The sequence below is a fragment of the Bifidobacterium sp. ESL0825 genome, from assembly GCF_052606465.1.
In genome coordinates this window covers 221,098-238,027 of record NZ_CP199589.1, presented here as the reverse complement: position 1 = coordinate 238,027, position 16,930 = coordinate 221,098, and the positions used below count along the sequence as shown (strand labels likewise).

10 protein-coding genes are annotated in these 16,930 nt (G+C 65.8%); 2 read left to right on the top strand and 8 right to left on the bottom strand.

From position 1 onward, the window contains the following. Positions 1–445: 445 nt before the first annotated feature. Together ACUIAG_RS00925 and ACUIAG_RS00920 are read left to right on the top strand one after the other, a co-directional pair. Positions 446–3,940, top strand: coding sequence for an RCC1 domain-containing protein (locus ACUIAG_RS00925; protein ID WP_445339869.1), 3,495 nt, complete (start codon positions 446–448; stop codon positions 3,938–3,940). A 327-nt stretch (positions 3,941–4,267) separates the two neighbouring features. Further along, positions 4,268–5,071: a Bax inhibitor-1/YccA family protein gene (locus ACUIAG_RS00920; RefSeq protein ID WP_144085540.1), complete on the top strand. Its 804-nt coding sequence runs from the start codon at positions 4,268–4,270 to the stop codon at positions 5,069–5,071. A gap of 50 nt (positions 5,072–5,121) precedes the next feature. Here the strand turns inward: ACUIAG_RS00920 and acnA are convergent, their stop codons facing one another. From acnA to ACUIAG_RS00880, 8 genes are all read right to left on the bottom strand, one after another. Then, positions 5,122–7,854 (bottom strand): aconitate hydratase AcnA, encoded by a 2,733-nt coding sequence (acnA, locus tag ACUIAG_RS00915; protein WP_445339868.1) that lies wholly within the window; start codon positions 7,852–7,854, stop codon positions 5,122–5,124. A 110-nt stretch (positions 7,855–7,964) separates the two neighbouring features. Next, positions 7,965–10,433, bottom strand: coding sequence for an HAD-IC family P-type ATPase (locus ACUIAG_RS00910; protein ID WP_445339867.1), 2,469 nt, complete (start codon positions 10,431–10,433; stop codon positions 7,965–7,967). 14 nt (positions 10,434–10,447) lie between these two features. Further along, complete coding sequence (locus ACUIAG_RS00905) at positions 10,448–11,062, bottom strand: substrate-binding domain-containing protein (protein WP_445339866.1); 615 nt, start codon at positions 11,060–11,062, stop codon at positions 10,448–10,450. A gap of 1 nt (position 11,063) precedes the next feature. Next, a complete protein-coding gene (locus ACUIAG_RS00900) occupies positions 11,064–12,350 on the bottom strand; it encodes a class I SAM-dependent RNA methyltransferase (RefSeq protein ID WP_445340345.1) in 1,287 nt (428 codons plus the stop codon). Beyond that, complete coding sequence (locus ACUIAG_RS00895; protein ID WP_445339865.1) at positions 12,343–13,044, bottom strand: DUF3159 domain-containing protein; 702 nt, start codon at positions 13,042–13,044, stop codon at positions 12,343–12,345. Before ACUIAG_RS00895 ends, ACUIAG_RS00900 begins: the two co-directional genes overlap by 8 nt. Before the next feature lie 4 nt (positions 13,045–13,048). After that, positions 13,049–13,867, bottom strand: coding sequence for a DUF3710 domain-containing protein (locus tag ACUIAG_RS00890; RefSeq protein WP_445339864.1), 819 nt, complete (start codon positions 13,865–13,867; stop codon positions 13,049–13,051). Positions 13,868–13,904: 37 nt separating this feature from the next. After that, entirely contained in the window at positions 13,905–15,902 is a 1,998-nt protein-coding gene (locus tag ACUIAG_RS00885; protein ID WP_445339863.1) for a dipeptide ABC transporter ATP-binding protein, read from the bottom strand. An 11-nt stretch (positions 15,903–15,913) separates the two neighbouring features. Continuing rightward, complete coding sequence (locus ACUIAG_RS00880; protein ID WP_034524826.1) at positions 15,914–16,903, bottom strand: ABC transporter permease; 990 nt, start codon at positions 16,901–16,903, stop codon at positions 15,914–15,916. Positions 16,904–16,930 lie beyond the last annotated feature (27 nt).

Sequence of the window (16,930 nt, the reverse complement as noted above, 5' to 3'; positions counted from 1 at the left end):
GGAAACGTGTCACTGAAGGCTCAAACCCCAAGAGAGCCGACACTTCCCTCCCGCGCCCCCACCACACTTCCGCCTGTGGGGATACAGGCAGACCTCTCTTGTTTCCGCCCAGGAAGGGAGATGAACACAGCAGGGCAGGCAACAGGGCTTACCACCCGGACAAGCCTGGCCGCCGCCTGTTCTCCCCGTCCTGGCATAATTCCGTAACGTCAGCTGCCTAACTCGTTGTCTTCGGACGGCTGGCTCTAGCGTATGTGTGTTGTCTGCAAATCGGGTGGTAGGGTGAAAAGCGGGGGATGTCGAGAAGACGGCTGGTTTACGCCATGGCTCCTGTAATCCGATGCAGGGCTGGCATTGACAGACAGCACGGCTTTCCGACAGAAAGAACTTTATTAGACAAGCGGTTTTGATCCCGCTTGGTGTTTGGTGAAGGGGTTTTGGTTTCATGCATGTGGTTTCCCGTCTGCGTCGCATCATGGCGATGATGACCGTCCTGATCAGCCTGCTGGCGGGTCTGGGCGTCGCATCCGCCCAGGCGGACGCTCCCATACTCACCGGGGGGGGGGGTCGTCAGACCCCTCGCGTAGCTGAGCAAACCCCCGGCACTCTCCCCAGCAACGCCACCAACACTCCACTGCCATCACCCTCACCGATACAAACATCTACTCCATTAAGCTCCACAACACCGAGCCCTGGCACCCCGTCATCGCCGACGGATGCTACCGGCAGTGCAGAATCCGCTTCAACCGAACCATCCGATAAGACAGATGATAAGACTTCGCATACAGTGCGCTTCGACCCGGCCGACGGCAGCAAGCCAACACAATCAACTGTGAAAACCGGGACTCTCGCCGCTCCCCCGCAACGGAATCCTGTGCGCGAGGGCTTCTTATTCGGCGGGTGGACTCATGATGGCCAGCCTTTCGACTTCCAAATCCCAATCCTCCAGGACTCGACCCTGAAAGCCAAGTGGATCAAGACCACGGACTGGCGGCTGAGCCCGGACCACGGACCCGCCTCCGGCGCACGGCTGACCATCAGCCCACCCAGCCCGCAAGAACCCTACTACATCAGCATCCAAGCCGCAGGAGACCGGTTTGTCGGTCTGACCGGCGACGGTCGCATCTACACCTGGACGCAGGACAGCACACCTAAACAGGTACTTTCTCCCGTCCAGGCTCCCGACGGGTTCCACTACCTGCAGGCCGCAGCCGGCAGCCGATCGCAGGCGGCGCTCGGATCCGACCAGAAGATCTACGCCTGGAACAGCCAACAGCCCACACCCACCATCCTTAACTCCGATGGGAACATCCAATTTACCAGCATCAGCATGAACGATGACCGGCTGCTTGCCGTGAACCAGCAGGGACAAATCCACACCTATCAGGCCAGCGATGCCGACAGTCAGGGTCTGAACCTGAAATTCACAAAGCAGGCCGCAACCAGCCTGCCCGGGCAGGAGCAGGCCGTCCTCGCCGTCGCTTCCGGCAGCCAGACTCTCATCGTGGACGCGGACGGGCAGGCCTGGACCTGGGACGCAAACAACACCAGGAAAGCCGAACCCGAACGTATCAAGCGGGACCCGGACATGCGCATCATTCAAGCCCAGGCTCTCAGCCAGGGGTTCATCCTCCTGGACACGGACGGGCAGGCCTGGTACCTGGCTGGCAACACTGCCAGCATGACCCCGGTCAGTCTGCCGGACAGCGCACATATCAGCAGGATCACCGCCAACAGGGACCAGACCATGATCGTCGGCAAGGACGACCATGTCTGGACCTGGAAGCCCGGTGAAGCACCCAAGCGCGCGGACAACGGGAATCAGTCATACGTGCAGGCTGCGAGCATCGGCAGCAGGGTCACCGCCATCAGCAGGCAGGGCAGCCTATACAGGTGGAGCCTGGACGGGCAGGGCCAGCACGGCGAGCCAGCACGGCTCGACACCACACAGGCGCCCATCCTGGAAACAGCCAGCCTGGACGGCCAGCCGCTCAAACTCACCAGGAACAACGACTCATGGCAGGCGCAGATGCCCGCCCACAAGCCGGGACCAGCCGCCATCACGATCACCGGCAGGCAGGACGGCCAGCCCTTCACCAGAAACCTCAACTACACGGTCGACCAGCCGCTGACACGAGCCGCCGAACCACGATCCACGCTCACGGTCCACTTCGACACGGGCGGAGGAAAACCAGAACCAGAAGACCAGAGTTTTTCCACCATAAACGGGAAGGCGAAACGGCCCTCACCCGACCCGACGCGCGAAGGATATCTGTTCGACGGATGGTTCATCGGGGAGGTCGCATACGATTTCAGCAAGCCCGTCGACAAGGACCTGACCCTGACGGCCAAGTGGACACCGAACAGCACGTGGAGCATCAGCCCGGACAAGGGCAGCCAGCTAGGCAGGGAATCCACCACCATCACCCCGCCCGACACAAGCCGGGGCATCAGGTTCAACCAGATCAGCGGAGGAAAAAGTTCCAACAACAGTTTTTCCTTGGCTGTGGGCAGCGACGGGAACGCCTACGCATGGGGAAACAACTACTATGGCCAGCTCGGCGACGGGACGAAAACCGACAGGACTACGCCAGTCAAAGTGAGGAAACCTACAAACGCACCTGCGGATTTCACCTACGTGCAGGTCAGTGCCGGATGGGATTGTTCGCTGGCCGTGGGCAGCGACGGGAACGCCTACGCATGGGGATTGAACAGCTCTGGCCAGCTCGGCGACGGGACAACCACTCAAAGGACTACGCCGGTCAAAGTAGGGAAACCTACAGGCCTCACCTACGTACAGATCAGCGCAGGAGACGATCATTCGCTAGCCCTGGGCAGCGACGGCAACGCCTACGCATGGGGAAGCAACACCTATGGCAAGCTCGGTGACGGGACAACCACTCAAAGGACTACGCCGGTCAAAGTAGGGAAACCTACAGGCCTCACCTACGTGCAAGTCAGCGCCGGATGGCAGCATTCGCTGGCTCTAAGCAGCGCCGGGAACGCCTACGCATGGGGATTGAACAGCGATGGCCAGCTCGGCGACGGGACGAAAACCGACAGGACTACGCCAGTCAAAGTGAGGAAACCTACAAACGCACCTGCGGATTTTACCTACGTACAGGTCAACGGCGGAGGCGATCATTCGCTGGCCATGGGCAGCGACGGGTATGCCTACGCATGGGGATACAACAACTATGGCCAGCTCGGCAACAAGAGCTACAGCAATTCGACTGTTCCTGTGCGCGTGCGCAACCCCGCCAAGACCAACGATACGAGCAAAGGACTGCAAGCCGCACAGATTATCGCCGGATTCAATCATTCACTGGCCCTGGGCAGCGACGGATACACCTACGCATGGGGATGGAACAACTATGGCCAGCTCGGCAACACCACCACCAGAGATTCGTCCGTTCCTGTACGCGTGCGCAACCCCGCCAACCCCACCGATACGAGCAAGGGGCTAAAGGCCGTACAGCTCAGCGCCGGAGAATATTATTCGCTGGCCCTGGGCAGTGACGGAAACGCCTACACCTGGGGTGCCAACGGCAATGGCCAGCTCGGCAACGACACCACCAAGGACTCGAATATTCCTGTGCCGGTGGTGTTCAACCTGCAGCTGGTGATCACCGGCGTCAGATTCGACAGCAATGCCGGCACGAACCTAACGCGCGGCGATGGCAGCAGCGTGACCGTGCTCACGCCCGCACACCAGCCGGGCACGGTCACCGTCAGCGTGGACTACACGCTGGGCGGCGCACCCCAAACGCCAGACACCTCCTTGAGGTACACGTACCTGCCCGCAGGCGTGCTCCCCCAGGCAGGCGGGCAGGGCATCCTGCTCGCCCTGGCCACCGGCATGACCGGCATGGGCGGGGTCCTCGCCTCGCGCCGCCACCGGCAGGAAACACGCCGACTATTGCACGCTTCGCACGAGTAAGAGCGGCCGGGCGGCGTATCAATCCCCCCGCCCCCGGCCCCATACAGGGGGAGCAGGGAGGAAACGTGCCAATCAAGGCTCATCCCCAAGAGAGCCGACACTTTCCTCCCGCGCCCCCACCACACTCCGCCCAGCCTGCAAAGTCTGGACGGCACATCAGGAGAGGGGGCAACCGCCACGGCGGGATACGGGCATGCAACCACCCCGCCATGGCGGCCACCCCCACCTGATTCCAGCCAGAGCAAACACCCTTTATACCGCCAAATCGGCCATGTAGACTTGAATAAGACGACCATCCGCCATAGGCGGGAAGACAAGGAGGAGCAGATGGCTTTCAACGGGAATCCGCGGCCGCAGGCCCCATACGGTCAGTACACACAGCAGCCGATGCCGACCATGCAGGGTGGTGAGCCCTACGGCATGGGCTCGCCCATCGACACCAACGCAGCATACAGCTTTGAAAAGGCGGAACGGGTCTCCATGTCCCGCGCCTATGCGGAGATGGCCGTCGGCCTGCTGGTCACCGCCCTGACGGCCTATCTGACCGCCCGGACCGGACTGCTCCTGGCCTTCATGCAGGCCACGGGCACCCTGGGGTGGATCGGCATGGCCGTGGTCCAGGTGGCCTTCGCCATGATTCTGAGCTTCCGGGTCATGCGCATGCGCACCTCCACCGCCCGGGTCATGTTCTACCTCTATGCGGCCCTGATGGGCTTCACCCTGAGCACCATCTTCATGACCTACTCCCTGCCCTCCATCATGCTGACCCTGGTGATCACCGCAGGCTTCTTCTTCGTCCTCAGCATGCTGGCGCTGACCACACGGCGCAACATGCTGGGCATGGGGTCCATCTTCATGGCCGGCCTGCTCATGCTGATTCTGGTCGAGGTGGTCATGCTCTTCGTGGCCCCCTCCAACACGGCCCTGCGCGTGGTCTCGGCCATCGGCATCATCCTCTTCGCCGGACTGACCATGTATGACGCCCAGCAGACCAGGGCCATCTTCGCCACCTACCGCAGCCAGGGGCCGGAGGCCATCAAGCGGGTCTCCATCCTCTGCGCCCTCAACCTCTACCTGGACTTCGTCAACCTCTTCCTCTACATCCTGAATCTGGTCGGCGACCGCAACTGACAAAAAGAAAATCCCCGCCCCTGGCATTGGGACGGGGATTTTTTGTATCTTCAGGCCTCCTGGCCGGCCCTGGACAGCAGCCCACGCAGTACGTACTGCAGGATGCCGCCGTTGCGGTAGTACTCGGCCTCGCCAGGGGTGTCGATGCGCACCTTGGCCGCGAACTCCACCCTGCTGCCGTCGGGCCGCTGGGCCCGCACCTGGACCTGCTCAGGCAGGGAGCTGTTGAGCTCATCGACGCCAACCAGGTCGTAGGTCTCCTGGCCGTCCAACCCCAGGCTCTGGGCCGACTGACCCGCTGGGAACTCCAGCGGCAGCACGCCCATGCCGATCAGGTTGCTGCGGTGGATGCGCTCAAAGGATCTGGCTATGACGGCCCGCACACCCAGCATCCGGGTTCCCTTGGCCGCCCAGTCCCTGGAGGAACCCGTGCCATACTCGTTGCCGGCCAGTATCACCAGGGGCGTGCCCTGCCTGGCATAGTCCTGCGCCGCCTCGAAGATGGTCGTCTCCTGGCCGTTCAGGAAGTCGTAGGTGAACCCTCCCGGGCGCACATCCAGCCCCGCCGAGGCCAGCAGCTGGTTGCGCAGGCGGATGTTGCCGAAGGTGCCCCGGACCATGACCTCATGGTTGCCGCGCCGGGAGCCGTAGGAGTTGAAGTCCCTGGGGGCTATGCCGTGCTCCTGCAGGTAGCGGCCGGCCGGCGCGTCGGCCTTGATGGCCCCTGCGGGCGAGATGTGGTCGGTGGTGACCGAATCCCCCAGCAGGGCCAGCACCCGGGCCCCGTGTATGTCCTCCAGGGGGTCGGGCTGGGCCTTCATGCCATCGAAGAAGGTCTGGCGGCGGATGTAGGTGGAATCCTGATCCCAGTGGAAGAGCTCGCCCTCCGGCACCTCCAGCTTCCGCCAGCGATCATCCCCGCCGAAGACGTCCGCATAGTCGCGCAGGTACATGTCCCGGTCCAGCGCGGTGCCCACCACTGACTCGATGGCCTCCTGGGAGGGCCAGATGTCCGCCAGCATGACCGGCTGGCCCTGGCTGTCCCGGCCCAGGGGGTCGTGCCAGGGGTCGAAGTCCATGCTGCCCGCCAGGGCGTAGGCCACCACCAGGGGCGGCGAGGCCAGGTAGTTCATCTTCACATCCGGGCTGATGCGCCCCTCGAAGTTCCTGTTGCCCGAGAGCACGGCCGTCACCGTCAGGTCATGATCGGCGATGGCCTGGTGGATGGCCGGGTCCAGGGGGCCGGAGTTGCCGATGCAGGTGGTGCAGCCGTAGCCGACCAGCTCGAAGCCCAGGGCGTCCAGGTCCTTGCTCAGGCCGGTCCTGTTCAGGTAGTCCGTCACCACCTGGGAGCCTGGAGCCAGCGAGGTCTTGACCCAGGGCTTGGGCTTGAGGCCCCGGGCGCGCGCCTGGCGGGCCAGCAGACCGGCGGCCACCATGACCGAGGGGTTGGAGGTGTTGGTGCATGAGGTGATGGCCGCGATGACCACATCCCCGTCCCGCAGGCTGAACTCGCTGCCGTCGGCCTTCTTGACGGGCACAGCCTGGCCGTCGCTGTCCCTGTCCTGGTCGCTGTAATCCTTCAGGTCCCGATGGAAGGTCTGCTGGGCCTGGTCCAGCAGGATGCGGTCCTGGGGCCGGCGGGGGCCGGCAATGGACGGCCGCACCGTGGACAGATCCAGCTCCAGCACCTGCGAATATTCGGGTTCGGGGCAGTCGGCATCCTCCGGGTCCATCCACAGCCCGTTGGCCTTGGCATAGGCCTCCACCAGGCGCACATGGTCGTCGCTGCGGCCGGTCAGACGCAGGTAGTCCAGGGTGATTCGGTCGATGGGGAAGATGGCGCAGGTGGAGCCGAACTCGGGGCTCATGTTGCCCAGGGTGGCCCGGTTGGCCAGGGGGACCTGGGCCAGGCCCTTGCCGTGGAACTCCACGAACCGGCCCACCACGCCCACCTCGCGCAGCATCTGGGTCACGGTCAGCACCACGTCGGTGGCGGTGACACCTTCGGGAATGAATCCGGTCAGCTTGAAGCCCAGGACCTGAGGCACCAGCATGGAGATGGGCTGGCCCAACATGGCCGCCTCGGCCTCGATGCCGCCCACGCCCCAGCCCAGCACGCCCAGGCCGTTGACCATGGTGGTGTGGGAGTCGGTGCCCACGCAGGAGTCGGGATAGACCAGGGCCGGCCCCTCCCCTTGGGTCCTGTCCCTGCGCATGACCACCTGGGCCAGGTACTCCAGGTTGACCTGGTGGATGATCCCAGTGCCCGGGGGCACCACGCGGAAGTTCTGGAAGGCCTGCTGGCTCCAGCGCAGGAAGCGGTAGCGTTCACTGTTGCGCCGGTATTCCATGTCCATGTTGTGTTCCAGGGCGCCGGGCACGCCCGAGCTGTCCACCTGGACGGAGTGGTCGATGACCATCTGCGCGGGGATGAGCGGGTTGACCAGGGAGGGGTCGTCGCCCAGGGCTTTTACAGCATCGCGCATGGTGGCCAGGTCGACCATGCAGGGCACACCGGTGAAGTCCTGCATGAGCACCCGGGCCGGGCTGTACTGGATCTCCCTGTCGGGCTGGGCCTTGGGGTCCCAGTCCAGCAGCTGGTCCAGCTGGTCCCGGGTCACCGTGGTCCCGTTCTGGTGCCGCAGCAGATTCTCGGCCAGGATGCGCAGGCTGTAGGGCAGGTGGTCGATGCCCGGCAGGTCGCTGATCCGGTAGTATTCGAACTCCTCGGAGCCCACCTTGAGCTTGGAGCGACCGGCATCTTGTGCGGATTCTGACATGCACCACCCCTTCCTTGGACGCTCGGGCCCTGCCCTGGCGCCCATGTGGACCGGCGGCGGGAGGACCCCAGGCCGTCAGTGACGCTTATCTGTGCTTGTGAGGTTCATTCTTAGCGCCCATGTGTTACCTGGCGGATGTAACGTGCGCATGCCGGATAGCCCAGGACGGCCAGGACCATGAGCAGGGCTCCCGCCAGGGCGAAGGCCACGGTGGCGGCCAGGGCCGGACCAGTGGGCAGGCTGATGGCGAAGAACCGCGCCACCATGGGGATCAGGGCCCCAATCACCCCGGCTGCGGCGAAGCAGAGGACCAGCAGGCCCCTCCAGGAGCGCAGGGGCCGGGCCACCTGGGTCAGGACCAGCACGCCCATGCAGAAGAGGACGATGGCGCAGACCGACCGCCAGCGCCCCAGGTCGCCGGGCCGGGCCAGGTCCAGACCCAGCAGGCCGGGCAGGCTCCAGGCCGCCGCCAGCACAATCAAGGCCGTGGCGATGCCCGAGGGCAGGGCGAAGGCGACCACACGCTTGAGGAAGCCGGGCCGGTAGCGCCTGGTGTTGGGGGCCAGCGCCAGGAAGAAGGCCGGGGTGCCGATGGTCAGGGCGCCGATGTAGGTGATGTGCCGGGGCAGGTAGGGGAAGGGGATGCCGGTCAGAACCACGCCCAGGGAGATCAGGGCCGAGTACACGGTTTTGACCAGGAAGAGGCCGGCCACACGCTCCATGTTGGCCATGACCTGCCGGCCACGGGCCACCACGTCGGGCAGGTGGGAGAAGCGCGAATCCACCAGGACCAGCTGGGCCACGGCCTTGGTGGCGGCCGCCGCATTGCCCATGGCGATGCCCAGGTCCGCCTCCTTCAGGGCCAGGGAGTCGTTGACCCCGTCGCCGGTCATGGCCACCGTGTGACCCTTCAGGTGCAGGGCCTGGACGATGGCCTTCTTCTGGTCGGGCAGGACCCGGCCCAGCACGTCCACGTCCTCCAGCACCTCGGCCAGGGCTGCCGTGTCCTCGGGCAGCTGGCGGGCATCCATGGCCCTGGGGGCCCGGTCGCCGGTCAGGCCCACCTTGGCGGCGATGGCCGCCACCGTGGCCGGGTTGTCGCCCGAGATGACCCGGCAGCGCACGCCCTGCTGGCGGAACCAGGCCAGGGTCTCGGCAGCGTCGTCGCGGATGTGCTCCGAGCAGGTGATCAGGGCCAGGGGCTTCAGGTTCCCGGGCAGGTCGGGGCTGCTGGTGAAGTAGTCAGGCTGGTCGGTGCCCGGGTACCCGTCGGGGGCGGCCAGCATCAGCACCCGGTAGCCGTGGTCGGCCAGGTCGGCCACCTGCCGGTCCACCTGTGCCCAGCTGCCCGCCTGGGATGCCAGGAGCACCTCCGGGGCGCCGAAGTACCAGATTCTTCCGGACTGGTCGGCCACGGCGCTCCACTTGCGGGCCGAAGAAAAGGGCAGGCGGCTGACGGCCCTGCCCGGGTACAGGTCGTCCATCCCCTTGAGGATGGCCCGTCCGGTGGCGTTGGGGCTCTCCTCCGCGCAGACGTCCACCAGGGCCTGCCGCAGCTGCTGGGCCGGCAGATCCTCGGCCAGCGGGTGCAGGTCGTCGTAGACGATGCCCCCGTCGGTGATGGTGCCGGTCTTGTCCAGGTTCAGGGCATCCACCCGGGCCAGGGTCTCCACGGACTCCATCTGCTGGACCAACGTTTGATGCCGGGCCAGGCGGATGGCGGCCAGGGCGAAGTTCAGGGAGGTCAAGAGGACCAGACCCTCGGGGATCATGCCCACGACCCCGGCCACGGCAGATACCACGGCCTGCCGCCAGGCTCCGGTGGCCAGGGCAGTCTGGAAGCCGCCCACGGTCCGCATCTGCGTGAAGATGAGCAGCAGGCAGAGGGGGATGACCACTATGGTCATGACCTTTAGGATGGTGTTGATGCCCTCGTTCAGGTCGGAGCGGACCTTCTTGTAGACCTTGGCCTTGGCCGTCAGCATGGCGGCGTAGGAGTCGGCGCCCACGGCAGTCACCTGGGCCAGGGCCATGCCCGAGACGGCCGTGGAGCCCGAGTAGACCTGGTCCCCCGGCTTGTGCTTGACCGTGCGCGATTCGCCGGTCAGCATGGACTCGTCCAGCTCCAGGCCGTAGGTGTCGATGATCTGCGCGTCGGCAGGCACCTGGTCCCCGGAACGGATCCAGAGCAGGTCCCCCTTGACGATGGCATCGTGGGGCACGGTCAGGTTGCGCCCATCCCTGCGCACCGTATAGTCGGAGGCCACCAGGATGGACAGCCCGTCCAGGGTGTGCTTGGCCTTGAGCTCGGTGGCCACGCCGATGCCGGTGTTGATGATGATGATCAGGCCGAAGACCGCGTCCTTCCACTGCCCGGTCAGCAGGACCACCACCATGGCGGTCAGGATGATTCCGTTGAAGAGGGTGAAGACGTTGTCGCGGATGATCTGGCCCAGGCTGCGGGAGGTTTGGTCCTGGGAGACGTTGACCAGGCCCTGGGCCTTCAGCCGCTCCACCTCCTGGGGGCTCAGCCCCGGCCGGTCGGTCTCCGGAAAGCCTGTGTCCGCCGTTGTGCTCATCCTTGGCCCCCCTCTCAGTCGGCGCTCAGGCGCACGGCCATGATCCTGGCATGCGGTCCGTCGTCCACAATGGTCTGCAAGGCGTCGGCCAGCAGGGGCGCATGTGGATTCCCGGCAGGATCCACCGGGTGGACCGTAGCCGCATAGTAGAGCCTACCCGGGTCAGGGGTCCAAGCCTTGGCGCTTTGAGCGAACTCTACCACAGGGATGCCCGCCTTCCGGGCTGCTTTGAGGGCTGGGGTCCAGTCGCCGGCTCCGGGCCGGCGGATCAGAATCAGGCTGACCCCGCGGTTGACGGCATCCTGCACGCCATCCTGCTGATCGCTGGTGGACTGCGCTGAGGAGAAATAGCCCTTCATCCGCTCCGCCTTCAAGGATGCCAGGATGCGGCTGTCCAGACCGGCATCCGGGTCCTTGCCGCCCTCCTGCGGGCAGCCAATCAAAGCCACGAGCGTGTCAGAGCGATCCACGCCGTCGTGGGGCACGGTGCCCTCATGCCAGGAGTCGCCCACGGCCCTGTCCTTGGGGGCGCAGCCGGTCAGCATGGCCAGGCCTGCCAGCAGGGCGACCGCCAGCAGCAGACCAGCCAGCCGCCTGACCACTGCCAAGACCCGCCCGGCACGGCTCATGTCAGCGCTGCCTTCCCGCCGTGCGGGTGAAGACCGCCACGGTCTCCACGTGGTGGGTCATCGGGTAGATGTCAAAGGCCTCAAGGTGCTTGGGGCTGTAGCCCAGGGAGATCAGGGTGGCCGTATCCCTGGCCAGGCTGGTCGGATCGCAGGCCACATAGATGATGGTCCCCGCCCCGCTGGCAGCCAGCAGTCGGCAGACTCGGGCCTTGGCGCCGGCCCTGGGCGGATCCAGCAGGATCAGGTCGGGATGGCCCAGCCCCTTGGGCGCACCGCCAGCCAGGACCTTAGCCACGTCCCCTCGACGCAGTACCACCCGGTCCAGGCCGGCCTGCTTCACGTTGTGTTTCGCGCTGGCAATGGCTCCAGCGGATCCCTCCACGGCCAGGAGCCGGGCCCGTCCGTCGGCCAGAGCGGCCAGCGGCAGGGTGAAGAGCCCTGATCCGCTGTAGAGGTCCCAGATGACCGGTTCGGCAACCCCGTCCAGGGCCTGCCTGGCCTGGTCCAGGACCGCCTTGGTCAGCACGACCGGTGCCTGACGGTGGACCTGCCAGAATCCGTCGGCCCGGACCTGGTATTCAGGCCCTCCTCCGGCCTCCAGCCGCTCTGTCAGCAGGCGGCTCCCCTGGCTCAGGCGTCCATCCACCAGCAGCGCGAAGTTGTCGCCGACCGGTCCCCCGTCGCGCGGCTGGGGCACGGCCAGGCGTATGCGGGCACCGGCGGGCAGGCCGCCCTCCCAGATGCCCAGTTCGTCAGCCTGATCCAGCAGCTCCTGGGTGGCCAGGGGCATGGTCTGAATCGGCAGGCGGTCATGCGATCCCCGCCGACGCATGGAGGGGCGGCCCTGATCGTCGGCCACCAGCTCGATTCGGGTCCTCCAGTGCAGGCCGCCCAGCTCTTCATCGCCCGGTACCCGGCCCACCGGCACCTGGACGTCCACCCCGCCCAGACGGGCCATCTGCTGACCGATCAGATCGGCCTTCCAAGCTAGCTGCCCGGGCAGGCTGACGTGTATCAGATCGGCCCCGCCAAGGCCGCCGCCCCAGGCCAAGGGTCCAGCCAGGGGCCAGGCGGGTTGGCGGCGATCAGGGCTGGCCTCCAGCACCTTGGTGACCTCGCCCGTGGCGAACCTGCCGGCCCGGCCGTGAGGCTCGTCCAGGAGGACCTCCACCAGCTCCCCGGGCAGGGCGAAACGGACGAAGACCACCCGGCCGTCCTCCAGGTGGCTTACGCAACGGCCCTGGTCGGCATAGCGTTCGATGCGCAGACGAACCCTGGTCTCAGTCATGATCGGCATGAACCTCCTGGTCAGCCTGAACCTGGTCAGCCTGGCGACGATGGTAGGGCCCGCCGATCAGCAGCCAGCTGATCCAGATGCCCAGGGCAAACAGGGGCAGGCCCAGAATCAGGCGTGCAGCGCCCAGAAACCCAACGGAACCGGCCAGGTAGAGCGGCACCTGAACCAGCAGGCGCAGCGCGAAGACGGCGATCCAGACCAGGGTGGCCTGGGTGTAGGCCCGGACCAGGTCCGGTTCACTGCGCCAGGAGTCCAGCCACTGCCTCCACCCGGAGACCACAGGCCGGCGCAGGTACTCCACCAGCAGGCCGATGCCGGGCGTCCGTGCCAGCAGCGAGGCCCCGAGAACGATGATCCAGAATCCGTTGGTCAGAAATCCTGGCAGATAATAATTGCGGGCATCCCGGGTCAGCCATGCGGCCACCAGGCAGATGCCCACCGAGAGCAGACCGGTCAGCGCACCCAGAAAGGACTGCCGCTGGACCAGGCGAATCAGGAGCTGCACAACGGCCAGGGCCGCCGAAACCGCCACGGTCAGCCCCAGACGGCCGGTGGCCAGGAAGAAAACCAGAAATACCAGCCCCGGCAGCAGGGACTCGACGATCCCCCGCCATCCGCCGATGGCCTCCATGACGGAGAAGTCGTCGTCGGCCAGCGCCGCCAGCCCGGAGTGCTTCTGCTTCACAGCCTTAGCGGACCTCCGAGAACATGGGTCCGCGCGACAGGGTGGTCTTCACCTCGGTTTGCTGGTCCGAATCGAAGGGGCCCTCCGGCCTGCCGGGGATCTGCGCGCTCTCATCGTCCTTGGACTCCGGGTCTTCGGCTTCTCCGCGGCGCTGGTTGGGGGTGACGGGCGCATGCATGGGAACCAGGTCACGGGGGGCCAGGGGCTCATCGCCACGGACCACCACCAGGTCGGCCAGGTAGCCGTCGAGCACATCTTTCTCCTTGCCGCCCTTGGCTGCAGGGCCGGAGAAGATGCCTCGCAGCATCCAGCGGGGTCCGTCGATGCCCACCACCCGGGTCAGCATGTTCTTGCTCTTGACCTTGACGGGCAGGGTCAGCTCCTTGCCGAAGACGCCGTCCACCTCCTTGCAGGAGGGGTTGGCCTTGAGCAGGTCGGCCCGGACCTCGTCCCAGAGGCCCAGGGACTTGGGGGCCGCAAAGGGCTCCAGCTCCAGACTGGAGGACCCGTAGGTGATGGTGGCCCCCAGCACGTCGCCGGTCTGCGAGTTGGCCTTGAGCCTCAGCTCGCTGCCCTTGAGGAAGGGCAGCATCAGGGCGCCGATGTCCAGGTACTCGTCGGTGTCAGGGGCATCGGAATCCAAGCTGTCCCAGGGGCCCTTCCCGCTCTGCTCGGCTTCGTCCTGCTCTGCAGCCGTCTCATCGCGGTCCGCCTGAGAGGTCTGGTCGGATTTCTCCGTGGACTCGTCGAGCTCCTTGGACTCCTCGACGGCCTCCTCAGCCTGCTTCTTGGCGTGTTTCCTGCCGAAACCGAACAATCCCATGATGCCTCATTTCCTTGTGAGTCTGTGCAAAGGATGACTAGTCAAGACCCAGGCGCAGCTTGCCGCCGGGGATGGCGTCCAGCAGATCCTTGGTGTACTGGCGCTGGGGGTGGTCGAAGACCTCGTCCGTGGTGGCGTGCTCCACCAGCCGGCCGTGCTGCATGACCACCACCTCGTCTGCGATCTGCCTGACCACGGCCAGATCGTGGGTGATGAACAGGTAGCTGAGCCCCTGCTCGGCCTGCAGGTCGTTGAGCAGCCGCAGCACCTGGTCCTGGACCAGCACGTCCAGGGCGGAGACGGCCTCGTCGCAGATGATCACATCCGGATTCAGGGCCATGGCCCGGGCGATGGCGATGCGCTGACGCTGTCCGCCGGAGAGCTCGTTGGGGTAGCGCCCCATGACCGACTCGGGCATCTCCACCATGTCCAGCAGCTCCTTGACCCTCTTCTGCCGGGATTTGGCGTTGCCGATCTTGTGGATGCGCAGGGGCTCCTCGATGGAGCGGTAGATGGAGTACATGGGGTCCAGGGAGCCGTAGGGGTTCTGGAAGACCGGCTGCACGTGCCGGCGGAACTCCATGAGCTCGTGGCTGCCGAAGCCGGCGATGTCCTGGCCCTCGTAGGTCACCCGGCCCGAGGTGGGCTTGAGCAGGTGCAGGACCATGTTGGCCACGGTGGACTTGCCGGAGCCCGACTCCCCCACGATGGCCAGGGTGGTCCCCCGCTTGACCGAGAAGGAGACGTCGTCCACGGCCTTGAACATCTCCTTGCGCCGGGGCAGCCTGAACTCGCGGGTCAGGTGCTCCACGGTAATGACGTGCTCGCTGCGCTCCAGGGTGCTCTCGCCCTTGACGTGGTGCTCGAGCAGGTCTTCAGCATCCTGGCCACGCTGCTTGGCGGAGATGATGCGCTGGGAGGCCAGCGAGGGCGCGGCCTGAACCAGCCGCTTGGTGTAGGGGTGCTGGGGGTGCTGCAGGACCTCCAGGCTGGGCCCGGACTCCACCACCTGGCCCCGGTACATGACCACGATGTGCTGGGCGCGCTCGGCTGCCAGCCCCAGGTCGTGGGTGATGAAGAGCACGGCGGTGCCCAGGGATTCGGTCAGGCTGCGCAGGTGGTCCAGAATCCGCTTCTGGACGGTCACATCCAGTGCGCTGGTGGGCTCGTCCGCAATCAGCAGGTCGGGCCGGGAGGCCAGGCCGATGGCGATCAGTGCGCGCTGGCGCATGCCGCCCGAGAACTCATGCGGATACTGCCGGGCCCTGGTGGCGGCCTCGGGCAGCCCGGCCTCCGACAGCAGCCCGGCGATGCGGTCGTCCATGTCCGAACCGGTCACATGCTCCTTGGCCAGCGTCCAGGCCGCATCGTCATCCACACCGGCGTCGATCAGGGACTTGGCCACGCCCCAGCGGGTCTCGGAGCCCACATCCCACTCGGCCTTCAGGGCCTCCATGGTCTGGTCCACGTCGGCGACCCCGGCATCGCTCAGGGCCTGGCGGGCGGCCTGGAGCAGGCCGGGCAGGTCCTTGGAGGAGATGAAAAGCTCGTCGTCCGACTTCTTGAGCGTCACCTCTTCGTCGCTGGCCAGGGCCTTGGCCAGCCGGGAGCGCTTCTCCCGGGAGACATCCATATGGTTGGCGGTCAGCGCCTCCTTGACCTGGGAGCCGATGCGCCAGACCGGGTTCAGATTGCTCATGGGATCCTGCGGGACCAGACCCACCTGGGAGCCGCGCAGCGCCTCATAATCCTTGCGGTCCAGGCCCACCAGCTCGCGGCCATTGAGCCGGATGCTGCCTCCGGTCACCTTGCCGGTGCCGGGCAGAAGGCCCAGCACAGCCATGGCCGAGGTGGACTTGCCCGAGCCGGACTCCCCCACGATGGCCACCCACTGGCCGGGGTAGACATTGAAGGAGGCGTCGCGAACTGCGTGGACGGTGCGCCCATCGGCGGTGAAGTCCACCTGCAGGTCCCGCACGTCGAGCAGAGGCTGCTGCTCCTGATTGGTGGTCATGTTCTTGTCTGCTTCAGTCATGCTTCCTCCGCTCAGGCCGTTCTGCTCTTGGGATCCAATGCATCCTTGACCGCGTCGCCCATCATGATGAAGGCCAGCACGGTGATGGCCAGGGCTGCGGAGGGATAGAAGAGGACCGAGGGGTTGGTGGTCAGGAGGTTCTGGGCCGTCGAGATGTCCCCGCCCCAGGAGACCACGGTGGATGGCAGGCCGATGCCCAGGAAGCTCAGCGTGGCTTCAGAGACGATGTAGGTGCCCAGCGACATGGTGGCCATGACGATGACCGGGGCCAGGGAGTTGGGCATGATGTGCCGGAAGAGGTTGCGCAGGGGCGTGGAGCCCAGGGCCGTGGAAGCGGTGTTGAACTCCAGGTTCTTGGCCTCCAGGACGGCGCTGCGGGTGATGCGGGCCATGTTGACCCAGCCGAAGAGGGTCAGAGTCAGGATGATCTTCCACAGGGAGGTGGAGGTGCGGAACATCTGCAGGAGCACGATGGCGCCCAGGATCATGGGGATGGCGAAGAAGATGTCGGTGATGCGGCTGAGCACGGCGTCAACCCAGCCCCCGAAGAATCCGGCGATGGCGCCGATGAGGCCGCCGAAGACGGTGACCAGGATGGTGGTCATGATGCCGATGGCCACCGAGGTCCGGGCACCGTGGATGACGCGGCTGTAGACGTCGCAGCCCTGCAGATCGAAGCCGAAGGGGTGCCCGGGCCGGCCGGGCTCCAGGGAGTCGGACAGGCTGCAGGCCATGGGGTCCTGCCTGGCGAAGAGGTTGGGGAAGAGGGCCACCAGGATGACCACGATCGCCAGGATTGCGGAGATGATGAAGAGCGGGTTGCGCCTCAGGGTCTTCCAGGCGTCGGCCCACATGCTGGTGGGCGGCACGTCCTCATCCACCGAGTCCACCTCGCGCAGGGGCGTCTCGTCGATGGGGGCCACGAACCGCTCCTGGCCCGGCAGGGGGTCGGGGAAGTAGACGCGGGCCTGGCTTTCGTTCTGTTCGCTTGACTCGTTCATTGCCGTTTCACTCATAGTCGGTCCCTC

Coding starts and splice junctions, on each gene's coding strand:
- ACUIAG_RS00925 (WP_445339869.1), top strand. CDS start 446: ATGCATGTGGTTTCCCGTCTGCGTCGCATCATGGCGATGATGACCGTC.
- ACUIAG_RS00920 (WP_144085540.1), top strand. CDS start 4,268: ATGGCTTTCAACGGGAATCCGCGGCCGCAGGCCCCATACGGTCAGTAC.
- acnA (WP_445339868.1), bottom strand. CDS start 7,854: ATGTCAGAATCCGCACAAGATGCCGGTCGCTCCAAGCTCAAGGTGGGC.
- ACUIAG_RS00910 (WP_445339867.1), bottom strand. CDS start 10,433: ATGAGCACAACGGCGGACACAGGCTTTCCGGAGACCGACCGGCCGGGG.
- ACUIAG_RS00905 (WP_445339866.1), bottom strand. CDS start 11,062: ATGAGCCGTGCCGGGCGGGTCTTGGCAGTGGTCAGGCGGCTGGCTGGT.
- ACUIAG_RS00900 (WP_445340345.1), bottom strand. CDS start 12,350: ATGACTGAGACCAGGGTTCGTCTGCGCATCGAACGCTATGCCGACCAG.
- ACUIAG_RS00890 (WP_445339864.1), bottom strand. CDS start 13,867: ATGGGATTGTTCGGTTTCGGCAGGAAACACGCCAAGAAGCAGGCTGAG.
- ACUIAG_RS00885 (WP_445339863.1), bottom strand. CDS start 15,902: ATGACTGAAGCAGACAAGAACATGACCACCAATCAGGAGCAGCAGCCT.
- ACUIAG_RS00880 (WP_034524826.1), bottom strand. CDS start 16,903: ATGAACGAGTCAAGCGAACAGAACGAAAGCCAGGCCCGCGTCTACTTC.